The sequence below is a fragment of the Rhizobium sp. T1470 genome (assembly GCF_042140505.1).
In the GTDB taxonomy this organism is placed as follows: domain Bacteria; phylum Pseudomonadota; class Alphaproteobacteria; order Rhizobiales; family Rhizobiaceae; genus Rhizobium; species Rhizobium favelukesii.
This window is the reverse complement of the sequence record NZ_CP148091.1, coordinates 2110317-2125292: the sequence shown is the minus strand read 5'-3', so window position 1 is coordinate 2125292 and position 14976 is coordinate 2110317. Positions and strand designations below refer to the sequence as shown.

Annotated in this window: 12 protein-coding genes, 1 tRNA gene and 3 pseudogenes; 9 read left to right on the top strand and 7 right to left on the bottom strand. The window is 58.2% G+C overall.

All coding sequences use genetic code 11. The features are described 5' to 3' along the window. The first annotated feature begins 23 nt into the window (after nt 1-23). Entirely contained in the window at nt 24-1214 is a 1191-nt protein-coding gene (mhpT, locus tag WGT02_RS10730; RefSeq protein ID WP_208248055.1) for a 3-(3-hydroxy-phenyl)propionate transporter MhpT, read from the top strand. Between the two features lie 229 nt (nt 1215-1443). Continuing rightward, nucleotides 1444-2652, top strand: a complete 1209-nt coding sequence (locus tag WGT02_RS10725) for a serine hydrolase (RefSeq protein WP_208248057.1) — start codon at nt 1444-1446, stop codon at nt 2650-2652. A 300-nt stretch (nt 2653-2952) separates the two neighbouring features. Here the strand turns inward: WGT02_RS10725 and WGT02_RS10720 are convergent. Then, nucleotides 2953-3326 (bottom strand): annotated as a pseudogene (locus tag WGT02_RS10720) (TIGR02391 family protein). Nucleotides 3327-3498: 172 nt separating this feature from the next. Here WGT02_RS10720 and WGT02_RS10715 point away from each other — a divergent pair. The 4 genes and pseudogenes from WGT02_RS10715 to WGT02_RS10700 form a co-directional block, all read left to right on the top strand. Further along, nucleotides 3499-3663 (top strand): annotated as a pseudogene (locus tag WGT02_RS10715) (JAB domain-containing protein); the annotation flags it as partial. A gap of 79 nt (nt 3664-3742) precedes the next feature. Further along, on the top strand, nt 3743-4330 hold the full coding sequence (locus WGT02_RS10710) for a tyrosine-protein phosphatase (RefSeq protein WP_051166643.1): 588 nt from the start codon (nt 3743-3745) through the stop codon (nt 4328-4330). A 102-nt stretch (nt 4331-4432) separates the two neighbouring features. Further along, nucleotides 4433-5839: a Si-specific NAD(P)(+) transhydrogenase gene (sthA, locus tag WGT02_RS10705; protein WP_024313983.1), complete on the top strand. Its 1407-nt coding sequence runs from the start codon at nt 4433-4435 to the stop codon at nt 5837-5839. 190 nt (nt 5840-6029) lie between these two features. After that, nucleotides 6030-7811: a radical SAM protein gene (locus WGT02_RS10700; RefSeq protein ID WP_024313982.1), complete on the top strand. Its 1782-nt coding sequence runs from the start codon at nt 6030-6032 to the stop codon at nt 7809-7811. Nucleotides 7812-7865: 54 nt separating this feature from the next. On the opposite strand, the gene WGT02_RS10695 is transcribed toward WGT02_RS10700, so the two are convergent. From WGT02_RS10695 to WGT02_RS10675, 5 genes and pseudogenes are all read right to left on the bottom strand, one after another. Beyond that, nucleotides 7866-8399, bottom strand: coding sequence for a nuclear transport factor 2 family protein (locus WGT02_RS10695; protein ID WP_225039641.1), 534 nt, complete (start codon nt 8397-8399; stop codon nt 7866-7868). 119 nt (nt 8400-8518) lie between these two features. Further along, nucleotides 8519-10000, bottom strand: a complete 1482-nt coding sequence (gene tig / locus WGT02_RS10690; protein WP_024313980.1) for a trigger factor — start codon at nt 9998-10000, stop codon at nt 8519-8521. A gap of 188 nt (nt 10001-10188) precedes the next feature. Next, nucleotides 10189-10273 (bottom strand) — tRNA-Leu (locus WGT02_RS10685). A gap of 154 nt (nt 10274-10427) precedes the next feature. After that, a pseudogene (locus WGT02_RS10680) lies at nt 10428-10999 on the bottom strand (GDYXXLXY domain-containing protein). 11 nt (nt 11000-11010) lie between these two features. Then, a complete protein-coding gene (locus tag WGT02_RS10675) occupies nt 11011-12114 on the bottom strand; it encodes a DUF2157 domain-containing protein (protein WP_208248059.1) in 1104 nt (367 codons plus the stop codon). Between the two features lie 870 nt (nt 12115-12984). Between WGT02_RS10675 and WGT02_RS10670 the strand changes: the two genes are divergently transcribed. The 3 genes from WGT02_RS10670 to WGT02_RS10660 all read left to right on the top strand — a co-directional run bounded on the left by WGT02_RS10670 (nt 12985) and on the right by WGT02_RS10660 (nt 14040). Next, nucleotides 12985-13131, top strand: a complete 147-nt coding sequence (locus WGT02_RS10670) for a DUF1127 domain-containing protein (protein WP_003558908.1) — start codon at nt 12985-12987, stop codon at nt 13129-13131. A gap of 297 nt (nt 13132-13428) precedes the next feature. After that, nucleotides 13429-13572 (top strand): DUF1127 domain-containing protein, encoded by a 144-nt coding sequence (locus WGT02_RS10665; protein ID WP_065814346.1) that lies wholly within the window; start codon nt 13429-13431, stop codon nt 13570-13572. Between the two features lie 264 nt (nt 13573-13836). Beyond that, a complete protein-coding gene (locus tag WGT02_RS10660; protein WP_208248061.1) occupies nt 13837-14040 on the top strand; it encodes a hypothetical protein in 204 nt (67 codons plus the stop codon). Between the two features lie 40 nt (nt 14041-14080). Here the strand turns inward: WGT02_RS10660 and WGT02_RS10655 are convergent, their stop codons facing one another. Further along, nucleotides 14081-14968 (bottom strand): LysR family transcriptional regulator, encoded by an 888-nt coding sequence (locus WGT02_RS10655; RefSeq protein WP_037069563.1) that lies wholly within the window; start codon nt 14966-14968, stop codon nt 14081-14083. Between the last annotated feature and the right edge of the window lie 8 nt (nt 14969-14976).

The following is a 14976-nucleotide window of genomic DNA, read 5'->3' as shown; positions in this document are numbered from 1 at the left end:
ACTATTTTGATTTTGGAGGATCAATGGGAATTTCAACATCAGGTGCCGGCAGTAGCCGGGCCATACTCATATGCTTCGCCGCAGCCCTTGTTGAAGGTTTCGATATCCAGGTTGCCGGCATTGCGGCGCCGCGCCTCGGCCCGGCGCTCGGTCTTTCGCCTGCCCAGATGGGGATGTTTTTCTCGTCAGCAACTTTCGGGCTGATCTTCGGCGCATTGGCGGGCGGATGGCTTTCAGACAGGCATGGGCGGCGGGCAGGACTTGCAATCTCGCTTGCCGTGTTTGGATTGTTTGCCATCGGAACGGCGTTGGCGGGAAATTACGAGACCCTTCTGGTGATGCGGTTCATGACTGGCGTGGGGCTGGGCGGGGCTCTCCCGAATCTCGTGGCCATCGCATCGGAGGCAGCGGCACCGGAGCGCCGTGGCCGCGCCGTCGCGCTGATGTATGCGGGCATTCCCCTGGGTGGTGCCGCGGTCAGCCTGATCTCCATCGCCGGTCTGGGCGATGGTTGGCGGGTGCTGTTTGTGATCGGCGGTCTGCTTCCCCTGATGATCGTGCCCCTGGTCATGACCCTGCCCGAACTGCGCGTGGCACCCAAGGGGCGCGATGTGACAGGGATCGGTACGGTTCTTGGCAGCGGTAACCTTGCGCCGACGCTATTGCTTTGGGCTGGTTTCTTCTTTTCGCTGCTGGTGCTTTATCTGCTGCTCAACTGGCTTCCGGCGCTTATGGTCTCGCGCGGCTTCGGGCGTGCCGAGGCGGGGATGGTCCAACTTGCCTTCAATCTGGCAGGAGCTGCTGGCAGTCTCCTAGGGGGCGTGGCCCTCGATGCGCGAAACCGCTCATTCTGGGTTGCCGGTTCCTTTGGCGGACTCGTCGTAGCGCTTGCGCTATTGGCCGTGGCGCCCGCAAATATCTTCGTGACGCTCGTGGTGGGGGCGATACAGGGTGCCGCAATCATCTCGGTGCAAGCAGTGCTCTACGGCATCGCCCCGCAGTGCTATCCGGCAGAGGTGCGCGGTCAGGGGGTCGGCCTTGCCGTGGCGGTGGGTCGTTTCGGCTCGGTGGCAGGACCGCTGCTTGCCGGAGCACTGGTTGCCGCGGGTCAGAGTGCCTCCGAAGTGCTGACGGGTATCTTGCCAATCGCTGTGCTTGGCGGCATTGCGACCTGGTTTCTGACTCGCCGCAAGCGCGCGACGTCGATTTCCTGAGAAAGCCGGGCGCCCAGGCGCGCCCGGCTTTCTCACTCGCCATTTTCCACGTTGAAATGGCTATATAGGCAACCAACCCGCTATGCTGGATAGCGGATTATCAGCACATCGATTCATCTGCTCGAATGCCGATCCATGGAGAGCGTAATTGGCCAGCGTCCGCGATTTCGAAGGGACAGTCGGGCGGGCATGCGTTCGCGCTCGACGCAACAGACAAATGGGAGGAAAAATGAAGAAATTGATCAAGCTGGGTGCCGCCATGACTGTCGTCATGCTGAACATCAATACGGCCGGGGCGCAGCAGGCACTGCCCGACGAAATTGCGAAAGGTAAACCTTCAGACGTTCCGATCGCGACGCAGATAATGCGCTGGCATATGAATGACGGCGACGTCAACGCGTTTGCTTTCCGCAATATGGACGAACTTTTCAGCATTCGCACCGTGCCTCATTCCGGCACTGCATGGATCCTCCCGCGTGAGGATCATAGGATGGATTTCTCCTATGAATTCAACGGGCGGACTTTCAACGCCGAAGATTTTCTAGAACGCAATTATACCAACGCATTTCTGGTGATGAAAAACGGCAAGATCGTCACGGAAATCTATCGCAATAATAGCGATGCAAGTACTCGCTTCATGGGCTGGTCCATGACGAAATCCATCACTTCCATACTGGTTGGAGCCGCGGTGGCCGATCGATCCATCGAATCCATCGATGATCCCATCGTAAAATACCTGCCGGAATTGAAAAATGGCGGATATCGCGATGTGACGATTCGACAGATTTTGGAAATGCGGTCGGGCGTGGATTATGAGAAGCGCTACGACTTTGCGAATCCGGGCATCGCCGCCAGCAACCACATCAATGCGCTTGTTAAAAACGTGGCGCGATTTGCCGATGCTGGGCTCGATATTGCCACTGCCGCCAAGCCGGGGAAGGTATTCGCCTATAAAACCATTGACACTGCCATTCTTGGTTGGCTGATCGAGCGCGTCACCGGCGGAACCGTTGCAGCCTATACCACCGGAAAACTGTGGGAGCCAATGGGCGCTGAGGCGGATGGCTTCTACATCATGGACGGAAAGCCCGGAGTTGGCCGTGAATTCAGTGGCGCCGGTTTCAACGCGACATTGCGCGACTGGGCCCGGTTCGGACAAATGCTGCTGAATGAAGGGACTGTTGAAGGGCGTCGGGTTGTTGACGCTGAGTGGATCAGAACGGCGCGCACGCCCTTGGGTTCCGAAGCGGGCGTCGACGGCGGATACGGCTTTCAATTCTGGACTCGCGAGGGATCGGAGGCCTACAAAGCCGTAGGTCTGCAAGGACAATACGTCTACGTAGACCCTGACACGCAAACCGTCATGGTCAAGCTTAGCTATTTCCCACCGGGCGACGACACCCCTACGTCGAGACGGAAGCGTTCTTTGGGGCGCTGACGAGTTGGGCTCCGAAATAATCCGTCGATCCAACCGGCTTCGACGACATCTCTCTGGCGCGGCTCAGCATAGTCGCGCCAGTCATCTGCTGCTAATAACCACTACTGAACTTTGTCTTGGGTTTCAAAAATTGAACATGACGAGTCCGACTGACCGGAGATCCTGCGAACAAGTGAATTGAAGGCGTTCACAGCGGCCAGTGGCATTGCGCCATTTGAGCGGAAGCGCCACGTCGTCGGCATGATGAAACCCAATAGTGACTTCCCTTCTACCTAATTTTTTGACTTGTCTTGGCCTTACCTAGACGCGGGGCGGCATGTGCGCCTTGTCGAGACGACGATGAATGAGCGAGACAATGGTCAAGAGGTCCTCAGCATCCTCCTTCGACATAGTCCAATGGATTCGAGCGTCGTGAGCGGTCGGATTACGGAACATCCCGAATGTGCCTCGAACGAGGTTGGCAAAGCCGCTCTGCTCACTGCGTCGCTGACGGTGCTGCGCGGATTGATGGCCAACACGGGAAACTCGCCCCCGAGAGCGCGATCCACCAAGGCTGCTCCGTCGTCCATAAGGCCGGTTCGCGTCCGCATCTTGTCCGCAACGCTCTTTACCGCCTCCTGTACTGCGTGAAAATAGTTGTCGGCAAGCAGCTCCGCTCGGCAGAACCTGAGCACGTCGGGATGAACGCCGCGGCCTTCGAGATCTGCCCGGAGTTCGCGGGCCCGGCGCTGGCCTCCGGGAGGGTTTGTGCGACTTCGGCAATCTTGAGTTCGCCCGTCGGTCGACCGCGAGACCCGCAAATGCCAACGCTTGGTTTAGAAGCGCGCGCAATTCCAATTCTCCCCCGTGTTGCACAACCACCCCTCGGGCGATCCGACGCCGTCGCAAGCCGATATCGATATGACAAAGATGATTGTCGATACGGCAAAACCGCTCGGCATCACAGTTCATGATCACATCATCATCGGCAAGGACGGTCACGCGAGCCTCAAGGGGCTGCGTCTCATATAGGAGCCAAATCGGCTTCAGGTGTCCGTCAGGTTTGGGTGGCAAAGCGACGATGCTGCAACCATCCTGCTCCGAGACTTTCATGACGACGACGATTGCTTCTCGCCAATTTCCTCGCTTCAGGAAGGCAGCACTATGCTTTCTCGCGCCGCTCTTTCTTATCGTTGGCAGCTATGCTCTCTATTTGAAAGCCACGAACAACTTCCACACGGTCGTCGCCGGCGAAGTCTACCGTTCGTCGCAACCATCCCCGCAAGCTATTGCGGATTTCGCGCAGCGGTATGGGATCAAGACCATCATCAACCTGCGCGGCCCGACCAACAGCTCGGCATGGCACGGCGAGGTCGAGCAAGCGAAGACGCTTGGAATCGAGCATATCGATTTCCCGATGTCTGCTTACAAGGAGCTTTCTCCAGAACGCGCGGAGGAATTGATCCAGGTCATGAAAGACGCTCCAAAGCCGCTGTTGATCCATTGCCTCTCGGGCTCGGATCGCACCGGGCTCGCATCGGCCCTCTATCTGGCGGCGATCAGCAAGACGAACGAGAACGTCGCGGAGGAGCAAATGTCGATCATCTATGGCCATATTGCGCTGCCGATTAGCCGCGCCTTCGCCATGGACCGCACCTTCGAGAAGCTGGAACCCCTGCTTGGCTTCCGTGAATCCTGATATTCTCCCTTAAAATATTCTGCAACATTGACCTGCTACCCGTGGACGCGCGACATACTGCGTCGCACAAATGATTCCAGCTTTCCAATCGGGGCCAGCTTAATGTTCCAGTACGATCTCGTTGTTGTGGGTAGCGGTCCGGCGGGCCGCCGCGGCGCAATCCAGGCCGCCAAGCTCGGCAAGAAGGTTCTGGTCATCGAACAAGGCAAGCGCGTCGGCGGCGTTTCGGTTCACACCGGTACCATCCCCTCCAAGACGCTGCGCGAAACGGCGCTCAATCTCTCCGGCTGGCGCGAGCGTGGTTTCTACGGCCGGTCCTATCGCGTGAAGGAAGAGATCAGCGCGGATGACCTTCGGCGCCGCCTGCTGATCACCCTTGATCACGAAGTCGAGGTGCTTGAACATCAGTTCGCCCGAAACCGCGTCCAGCACATCAGAGGCAAGGCAAGCTTTGTCGACCCGTCGACGCTCGAAGTCGTCAAGGACGATGGCGAAGTCGTCAAGGTCACCGGGGCCAGCATCCTGCTTGCGGTCGGCACCAAGCCGTTCCGCCCGGACTACATCCCCTTCGACGGCAAAACGGTACTCGACAGCGACGAATTGCTCGACATCGAAGAACTGCCACGCTCGATGGCCGTGATCGGCGCAGGCGTCATCGGCATCGAATATGCGACGATCTTCAGCGCGCTGGATACCGCAGTGACCGTGATCGATCCGAAGCCGACGATGCTCGATTTCATCGACCGGGAAATCGTCGAAGATTTCACCTATCAGCTGCGTGATCGCAACATGAAGATCCTGCTCGGCACCAAGGCCGACACAGTGACGCGCCTCGACAACGGCAGAGTTGAACTGAAGCTCGACAATGGCCGCCACATGGTGACAGACATGGTTCTGTTTGCCGCAGGGCGCATGGGCGCGACCGACACGCTCAATCTGGACGCAGCCGGGCTCGACGCCGATAACCGCGGCCGCCTCAAGGTCAACCCGGAAACCTTCCAGACATCCGTGCCGAACATCTACGCTGCTGGCGACGTTGTCGGGTTTCCGAGCCTTGCCTCCACCTCGATGGAACAAGGCCGCATTGCCGCGCGCGTTGCCGTTGGCGCGGTCGCGAAGGAGCCGCCGAAATACTTCCCCTACGGCATCTATGCGGTGCCGGAGATCTCTACCTGCGGCCTGACCGAGGAAGAGATGAAGGAGCGCGGCATTCCCTACGAGTGCGGCATCGCGCGTTTCCGGGAGACCTCGCGCGGACACATCATGGGGCTCGACACCGGACTTCTGAAGTTGATCTTTTCTTTGAAGACGCGCCGGCTGCTCGGCGTGCATATCGTCGGTGAAGGGGCGACCGAGCTGGTGCACATCGGCCAGGCAGTTTTGAACCTCAAAGGCACCGTCGAATATTTCGTCGAGAACACGTTCAACTACCCGACACTCGCCGAAGCCTATAAGATTGCTGGCCTAGATGCGTGGAACCGGATGGGCGATATCAAGTCGGAGCTTTGATGTTGTCTCAAACGGTGACAGCGCCGATCTCCTGACGGTTTTCTTAACGAAAGCAATGATATACGAATCGAACAAAATCTGCGCGACCCGACTTATTTGTGTCGGATAGCACCGGTAAAAGCTTTGCTTGTATAATCCACCGCGTCTGGTAGCGTCCATTTTCGGGGATTCCTCTTACCAGCGAGCGACCGTGCAAGACCTGTCCAAGACTGCCGAACGGAATTTCCAACTGATTCTGATCAAGCCGTCGCACTATGACGATGATGGCTATGTGATCCGCTGGTGGCGGGCGATGATCCCGTCCAACTCCTTGGCTGCAATCTATGGAATCGCGTCTGACTGCGCAGAGCGTAAGGTATTGGGGGCAGAGGTCGGGATCGAGATCACGGTCGTCGACGAGACAAACACGCGGGTCAACATCCCGGCACTGCTCAAGCGACTTGCGCAACATGACAATTTCGGGATGGTCGCGTTGGTCGGCGTTCAGTCGAACCAGTATCCACGGGCACTGGATATTGCGCGCCCCTTCCGCAAGGCCGGCGTGCCGGTTTCGATGGGAGGCTTTCACGTGTCGGGCTGCCTCGCCATGCTCGACGGCAAGGCAGTCGGCTTGGATGCATGTCGCGAGATGGGTATTTCGATGTTTGCCGGCGAGGCCGAAGGCCGCCTGGACCGCGTCCTGCAGGATGCCGCCAGCGGCAAACTTGAGCCGCTTTACAATTTCATGAATGACCTGCCGAGTATCGAAGGTGCGGCCGTGCCCTTCCTGCCGAAAGCCAATGTAGCACAGACGCTTGGCCTCAGCACGAGCTTCGACGCCGGCCGCGGTTGCCCCTATCAATGCTCTTTCTGCACCATCATCAATGTGCAGGGGCGCAAGTCGCGGTTCCGATCGGCTGATGATGTCGAAAAACTAGTGCGGATGAATTGGGCGCAAGGCATCCATAAGTTCTTCATCACCGACGACAATTTCGCGCGCAACAGGGATTGGGAAGCGATCTTCGACCGGTTGATCGAACTCCGGGAAAAGGACGGTATTCCACTTGGATTGATGATCCAGGTCGACACGCTCTGCCACAAGATCCCGAACTTCATCGAAAAATCCAAGCGCGCCGGCGTCACTCGCGTCTTCATCGGGCTTGAGAATGTAAACCCCGACAATCTGACGGCGGCCAAGAAGAACCAGAACAAGATCACCGAATACCGGAAGATGCTGCTCGCCTGGAAAGCCCAAGGCATCATGACGCTCGCCGGCTACATTCTTGGTTTCCCGGCAGACACGCCGGAGACGATCCGGCGCGACATCGCGATCATCCAGCATGAGCTTCCCCTCGACGTCATTGAGTTCTTCGTGCTGACGCCGCTGCCGGGCTCGGAAGATCATCAGACATTGTGGAAGAAGGGCGTCGAGATGGACGCCGATCTCAACATCTACGACGTCGAGCACGTCTGCACTGCGCATCCGAAGATGAGCAAGCAGGAGTGGGAAAGCATCTACCAGGAGGCCTGGTCGCTCTACTATTCGCCAGAGCATATGAAGACGCTGCTGCGCCGGGCTGTTGCTACCGGCGTGCCGCTCGCCAGCCTCGTCAAGATGCTCGTGTCGTTCGCCACGACTGTACCTCTGGAGAACGTGCATCCACTGCAGAGCGGCCTGCTGCGTCTCAAGCATCCATCCGAACGCCGCCCAGATCTTCCCAAGGAAAGCGCCGTTACCTTCTGGCCACGGTTCATCTGGGAAACCGTCACCAAGCATTTGTCGCTGGGCGCCACCATCGCCGGCCTCGCAACGAGCGCCTTTTTCATAGCCCGTGACAAGAACTCGGCGAACTACATGGATCAGGCACTGACACCGGTCGGTGACCACGAGGATGAAACGCTCGAACTCTTCACGAAAACGGCGGGCGGACGGGCTGCGGTCTCGCACATCCACCGTGTCGCCGAACTAACCCATGCCCACAAGGCAGTTTGACGCGCCCGTGCTCTTTGGTTGGGCGCGTTGAGATCCATTGGCGGACCGGCGCTCTTAGTTTCGCGTGGGTAATTTCACGACGTCCAGCAGCGCAGCGGCCTGCAGCGTGTCGATGAACTCCACGCATTCCTTCAGCTTGCCGTTCTCGAAGGTCATTTTGTCCATGATCTCGGTATCGTATTCCGTCGCGCCAAAACGCATGCGTCCCATACGGTGAATCAACGCAACGTCGCCGTCGACATGGATGGACACAAAATCGATCCCTCTCATATCCCAATTGTCGATCAAGTATTGCATCGTCACGCGAAGCGCGGCGGCGCCGACAACAGGATCCGTCAAAGGCGCCAGATGCTGATTCCCGACCACTCGGAATAGGCAATCGTCATCAAGGAAAGACATCAAACTCTCGAGATCGCCCTCCACCCGCGCACGATAGATCCGCCGCACCAGATCCCTAAGGTCATCATTGGAAGACATTGCCAAATCCCCCTCTTGCAATGCTCCAGTCTGCGTCCGCTTAATCGAAACCGCAACTAATTCGTGTAACAACTCCACTTTCGACGTAGCCCCGTCGCGCCGCACCGTCATCGCGGTGTCGCAACCACCTCAATGACAAACGAGGCCGTAACATCATAACAATGTTCCGGCCTCGCAATGTATTAAGCCCCGCACGAGGCGGAGCTTTCATGAATTCGGAAAACCGAAGATTACTCGGCGCTGTCCTCGGAAGCCTTCTTCTTCGGAGCGGCCTTCTTCTTCGGAGCGGCAGCTTCTTCGCCTTCAGTGGCTTCTGCCTTGGCAGCAGCCTTCTTCTTCGGAGCGGCCTTCTTGGCTTCCTTGTCAGAAGCTTCGCCCTCTTCGTCGGCGAGCAGCTCTTCCTTGGTCACCTTCTTGTCCGTGACGTCGATCTCGGTCAGCAAATGGTCGATGACCTTTTCTTCGAAGATCGGAGCGCGGATCGAGGCGGCCGCACCCGGCTGGCTGCGGAAAAAGTCAAGGATCTGCTTTTCCTGGCCCGGATACTGACGCAGCTGCTCGTAGATGGCGCGCTGCATTTCGTCTTCACTCACTTCAACACCGGCCTTTTCGCCGATTTCGGAGAGAACGAGGCCGAGGCGAACGCGACGCTCAGCGAGCTTCTTGTATTCTTCGCGAGCTTCCTCTTCCGTCGTGTCTTCGTCTTCGAAGGTCTTGCCGGACTGGGCGAGATCGTTGGCGACCTGGTTCCAGATGCCGTTGTACTCGGCATCGACGAGCGAAGCCGGGGTATCGAACTTGTACATTTCGTCGAGCTGGTCGAGGATCTGACGCTTGACCTTCTGGCGGGTCATCGAGCCGTACTGCGACTCGATCTGACCGCGGACGATTTCCTTCAGACGGTCAGCCGATTCAAGACCGAGCTTCTTCGCCAACTCGTCGTTGATTTCAACCTCGGCCGGAGCAGCAACGTCCTTGACGGTGACGTCGAAGGTGGCTTCCTGGCCAGCCAGGTTCTTGGCCGGGTAGTCGGCCGGGAACGTGACGGTGATGGTCTTTTCGTCACCAGCCTTGGCGCCGACCAACTGGTCTTCGAAGCCAGGGATGAAGCGGCCGGAGCCGAGAACGAGTTCTGCGCCCTGGTCGGTGCCGCCATCGAAGGCAACGCCGTCGACCTTGCCGACGTAGTCCATCGTGATGCGGTCGCCGTTGGCGGCCTTGCCCTTCTTGGTCTCGTAGGAACGGGCGCTTTCAGCGACCTTCAGAACCTGCTCGTTGACTTCGTCTTCCGAGATGTCGACGACTTCGCGGGTGATCTTGATGCCCTTGCTGGACTTCAGCTCGATCGGCGGCAGAACCTCGTAGGAGAGCGTGAACTCGAAATCCTTCTGAGCGGCGAGGATCTGCTCTGCCTCGTCCTTGTCTTCCGTCATCGCGATTTCCGGCTGCGTCGCGGACTTTTCGCCGCGCTCTGCGAGGATGGCGGTCGGCTGCTCGCGGACAATCTCGTTGACGAGGTCGGCCATGATGGACTTGCCGTAAACCTTCTTGAGGTGAGCGGCCGGAACCTTGCCCGGACGGAAGCCGTTGATGCGGACCTTGTCCTTCACGTCGGCAAGACGCTCATTCATCTTGACTTCCATGTCCTTGGCCGGGATTACGACCTTGATTTCGCGCTTCAGCCCTTCAGCGAGCGTTTCGATAACCTGCATGTCTTCCTACCTTCATTTCGTGGCGGCCGTGCCCAGACGCCGTTCGTTTCGATGAGCACGACGCCGGGAAATTGCCGAGCGTGGCTTGTTCTCAATTCTTATTCATTCCGCCCCTGGCGGAACGGCGCTTTGCTTCCGGGTAATCGAGGGACACCGTTTTCCGATCCCCCCGCCTGCAAGCCAGCTTTTGGTGCGGGTAGAGAGACTTGAACTCCCACGCCTTGCGGCACCAGAACCTAAATCTGGCGTGTCTACCAATTTCACCATACCCGCGTTCTCAAAAACCGCATGCATATGCCTGCACATGAGGCCTTCCGGAGCGCGGCGTCTCTATAACACCCGATTTGGTAGAGGCAAAGGAAAAATGAAGGGCAAATGACAGTGATTTCGCCCGCAGTGGCGGGCTTCCACACCATTCGGCCTCTGCTCAATAAAGAGGCTCGTCGTAAGCAGGCTTGCCGTCCACGAGCAGGCTGGTATCTGCGGCGTCCCATCGGTAGCGACGCGAATGGCAACAGAGACGTCACCGTCCTGGCGGGCCTTCTCCAAAGCCATGCCCTGGCCTTCCGGAACGTAGTAGCGTTCGATGCCGTACTCGATGCGGATATGGTCGGCGGAATTGGCACCATAACTATAGAAAGGTCTGCTGTGGAGAACCACGGTGCCCGGCTGCTCCGGCAGACGTTCGAACGATGATTCGACAATGTCCCAGAAGCCGCCGTCACCAGCCTTCAACCGCACCCAAAGGCTCTTCTTGCCCTGATCCTGCGGCACACCACCCATAATCGACGCGACCGGGACCGAGGATATCTCGTAGTTCAACACGACGTAGTCGCCCCGGAGAAAGTCGCGCGGATCAACGGGGGCAGTTTTTAGGAGTGCGTCGGCGCCACTTCGCAGGATCGATGCGCGACTTTCAATCACATAGCCAAGAACGGCGGTCTGCAGGGCAGCAACGATGATTGCAGCGACAATGTAGCGGCGCCCTGAGCCTTGCATTGAAAAAATGCTCACAGGCTTGCCTCCGGGGTTCTAATGGCAAATCGGCGCTCGAGGCGAATGACGATCCACGCAACGGCTGCAACGAAAAGCCCCGAGAACAAAAAGAGGCTCGATGTGCCAAGAATCGACCCGACGGTCACCGATGCAAGGTAGAGCATCTCAATGGCAAACGCCGTGTAAGCCAAATAGCGCACCGCGCCATTGTTCCGGCCTTGGAGCGCAATCGCAAGGACCGCGGCCCCCAGCGTCACGAGCGCCAATGTTACGAACTGCCAGCCATGCTCGAGTTCAACATGCAGGAAGAACAGGCCAATCACGGCGACGAGGAAGGTGTAGAAGGCAGGAGCGGAACCGGCACTTCTGATGAGCGTGGAAAGGCGCGGCGGCGGCAGACTGACAAGCACGAAAGCCAACATGCCAGCAATGGCATAGACGAGCGCGAGCCAGAAATTCTCGTTCACCGCGTAGAGCCAGGTGAGCCAGCCGACGAGCAGCAGATATGCCAGATGACGGACACGATCAGCGCCGGTGAAGCGCACGAGACCAATGACCACTGCCGCCATGAGCGGCACGACCCAAGGATCGAGGCCGACCCAGCGCGTGTCGTAGGTATCGAGATAGGCGGCAAAGCTGCCCCAGGACAGAAAGCCCGCCACCGCGGCGACGACGCCGGAGCCGAACAGCACCGCCGAAATCACAGCCATGGCAAACCAGAGATACATCACCGTCAGCTCGTCTCCCGACAGATGATACATCTGCCCGACCAGCGAAATCGCTCCGCCAAAAGACAAGGTACCGATCACCAGCAGCCCGCCCGCAGCCGCCGTCGCACCGCGCCTCAGCATAACCGCCGCACCGAGATGCACGGCCCAGATGATGACAAGAATGACGGCGACGCGCACAAGGCGTGGAATGGCTTCCCAGTTCGAAGCGACGACCAGCAGGATCGCCGCCCCAAGTAAGATTGCCGCAAGGATCGTCAGCACGCTGCCGAGGCTGAAGCTTGCCGGGCGTGCATCATACTCACTCAGCAGCGCTCCTGCGGTCGCCTCCGGCAAAAGCCCCTTTTCCACCCAAACGGAAAGATCTCGCTCCAATCGACCGCGGTACATGCCCTACTCCGACAAACGCGCGATGACGCGCTTCCTCTTTGCTTTATAGCCACTGATTAGCGCGAGGGAAATATTCCCATATGAATTCTCCCTGGGCGAATTTGGGAGTGCTCATTAACCGATCAACAACGTCAAATCGCGAATGTATAGCGCCTCCTCATTAGCCATGCACTCGGCGCATGGGCAACATGAGTATATTGCACTGCAATATCTCGATCAGGCGTCCTATATGTTTGACATAAGACAGGGGATGGCGCCCCTGCCCCGCTTTTCGGGAAGCCTGCGAAGATGATCTTCGTAACAAAATTCGGAGAAGCGCACTCCTCCTCCCAGCGCCCTCCGATGGACTGACAACACTCCTCCTCCCAGTTGTCAGTCACCCTCATGACGCCCACCGGATCCTCCCCCGGTGGGCGTTTGGTTTTCCATACCCGAAAATATCACATGTCTGGTTTTCCAGTGCCTTCAAGGCAGCAGCGCCGATGCCTCTCCCCGCATGCAGCGCCCGACCAATGGCCTGGTGGCAGTGACCGGATGCAGCAACGGTTCGCAGCCACTGCCGACAGCCCCAAACCTGCGGGAGTCCTCCTTGAGGGAGGCAACCGCATATACCGGCCGTCGTCGATTGGTCGCTGGAGGCAAAAAGGCCGGCACCAGCCGATCGGCGGCAAACCATTCTGCCTAATGATTGACCAAATTCCGGCTTCATTGCGTAAATAGCGGCGTGAGATCTGCATCCAACGCATAGGTGGTCTGAAATCTTGTGTCTGGCGCGACTTCGCAGTGCAACATATATTCTGCTCATCAAATAGAGGTCAGCGCCGATCGGCGGCAGCTGGCAAATCACAAGCCCTACGAAAGGGGATTAAAATGAACTTCTCACGCTCTTTCAACAACTGGCGCAAGTACCGTCAGACCGTTACCGAGCTCGGCCGCATGACCAACCGCGAATTGCACGACCTCGGCATCGACCGCTCTGACATCCATCGCGTTGCTCGCGAGGCTTCTGCCCGCTAATCCAAGCGGTCCGCTATCCTCCCAAGCAGATCGCCTTGATAAAACGCCCGCTGCCCTTGGCAACGGGCGTTTTCTTTTATCTGGCTCACAGCTTCCGCAATGGTTGCGGTCGTTTTGACCTCCCTTCTTGTCGCGCACAGAGAGTAATCACTGCATCCGGAATGAGCATCGCATGCACAATTGCATAGCAGATGCCTTTTCTTTGCACTGCACAATACGACAGGAAACGCCTATATGAATGTCAACGACGAGGCGGCGATGGCGCCGCCCTCGACGATCATTCTGAGGAAGACGAACATGAACCCGATCCGCATTGCAAAGAGCTGGATTAGCTACCGCCGCACGCTCAGCGAACTTGGTAACCTCTCCAACCAGACGCTCGCCGACATTGGCGTTAGCCGCTACGACATTCGCAACATCGCTTCCCGCTCGTTCCGCTAATAGCGGCGAGCGTGAAGCTTCCAAGACGGCGCCTCGGGCGCCGTTTTTGATTCCGGGCCTTTCGCGATGAGCGACACCCCGTTAACGCGAGACGAGCGCGAACCAAATCCCTAGGCCCGAATCGCTGCACGATGCGAACGCGGCACGGCGGCAAGGTACGATCTTGGTTGCCTGTTGATACCGTGATTTCGGCCTTTCTTTTAGGGTGGACTAATATTAACCATTGTGAAAGTATCCCGCCGTTGCCTAAGGGAGACATGCGTGATGCGCCGATATAATCTTCGCATGGAGGACGGTTTGTGGACCGTCGTCGACGCCACGACACAGCAGCCGGCCGAACTGAACGACGTGCAGATGGCTCGGATGACGTGGCGCGAAGCATGCGACATGGTCGATATCCTGAACAATCTCGATCGAATAAGCTTCATGTCCAAACGATACGAAGCCTCCGCTAGGACAATGGCTTGAACTTCGTGGATGTCACCAATGTGGCATCGGATCCCGGCAGTTACAGTCTGAGCGTCTTTATCTTCTGAACCGCGACATCAACGAAGGCGCGCGTCTTGGCCGAGACATGCCTGCCCTCCACATGAACGACGTGGATTGGCAGTGGCTCTTCCTCATAATCCTCGAGCACTATTCTCAGCCGACCGGCGGCAAGATGCTCCGCCACCTGATAGGACAGGGTCCGTGACAGGCCCCATCCAGTCACCGCCGCTGCAATCGATGCATCGACAGTGTTGCAGTACATGCGCGGATGAAGCTTGACGGGCGTATGGTTGGGCGAGAAGTGCCAGTCCAATGGCGCCGATGAGCCCGTGTTGACGATCGTGACGTGTTGGGCCAGGTCGGCTGGCGTTGCCGGTTCGCCGTGACGCTCGAAGTAGGCCGGCGCTCCACACACGACGCGGCGCACGCTGCCGACCTTTATCGCCTGCTGATCCGAGTCCTGCAGGTGGCCGATGCGGATTGCCACGTCGATGCCCTCCTCCACAAGATTGACCATCCGATCGAAGAGAAGGACGCGCCCGGTGACGGCCGGGTGCATGCTGAGAAAGTCCGTCATAATCGGGACGATATAGATCTGACCGAATAGAACCGGCGCCGTGATGGTTAGCGTTCCCGATGGAGTTGAATGAGATCCGCCAGCCGAGGCTTCCGCCTCGTCGATATCACTGAGGATCCTTCTGCAGTCATCGGCATATCGGCTGCCCGACGGCGTCAGCTTTACTGAGCGCGTGGAGCGGACGAAGAGCCGCGCCCCTGTGGCTTCCTCCAGAAAAGCGATCGCGCGTGTGACCGCCGGCGGGCTCATGTGAAGCTGGCGCGCTGCCTGCGCAAAGCTCGCCGTCTCGGCGACCTTGACCAGAACCCTCATGCATTGAAGCCGATCCATCTGCTCAC

What these genes read in the sequence shown, in the direction of transcription:
- WGT02_RS10670 (WP_003558908.1), top strand. Translation starts at nt 12,985, where the DNA reads ATGAACTTCTCACGCTCTTTCAACAACTGGCGCAAGTACCGTCAGACC.
- WGT02_RS10725 (WP_208248057.1), top strand. Translation starts at nt 1,444, where the DNA reads ATGAAGAAATTGATCAAGCTGGGTGCCGCCATGACTGTCGTCATGCTG.
- WGT02_RS10660 (WP_208248061.1), top strand. Translation starts at nt 13,837, where the DNA reads ATGCGCCGATATAATCTTCGCATGGAGGACGGTTTGTGGACCGTCGTC.
- WGT02_RS10675 (WP_208248059.1), bottom strand. Translation starts at nt 12,114, where the DNA reads ATGTACCGCGGTCGATTGGAGCGAGATCTTTCCGTTTGGGTGGAAAAG.
- mhpT (WP_208248055.1), top strand. Translation starts at nt 24, where the DNA reads ATGGGAATTTCAACATCAGGTGCCGGCAGTAGCCGGGCCATACTCATA.
- sthA (WP_024313983.1), top strand. Translation starts at nt 4,433, where the DNA reads ATGTTCCAGTACGATCTCGTTGTTGTGGGTAGCGGTCCGGCGGGCCGC.
- WGT02_RS10665 (WP_065814346.1), top strand. Translation starts at nt 13,429, where the DNA reads ATGAACCCGATCCGCATTGCAAAGAGCTGGATTAGCTACCGCCGCACG.
- WGT02_RS10695 (WP_225039641.1), bottom strand. Translation starts at nt 8,399, where the DNA reads ATGACGGTGCGGCGCGACGGGGCTACGTCGAAAGTGGAGTTGTTACAC.
- WGT02_RS10710 (WP_051166643.1), top strand. Translation starts at nt 3,743, where the DNA reads ATGACGACGACGATTGCTTCTCGCCAATTTCCTCGCTTCAGGAAGGCA.
- tig (WP_024313980.1), bottom strand. Translation starts at nt 10,000, where the DNA reads ATGCAGGTTATCGAAACGCTCGCTGAAGGGCTGAAGCGCGAAATCAAG.
- WGT02_RS10655 (WP_037069563.1), bottom strand. Translation starts at nt 14,968, where the DNA reads ATGGATCGGCTTCAATGCATGAGGGTTCTGGTCAAGGTCGCCGAGACG.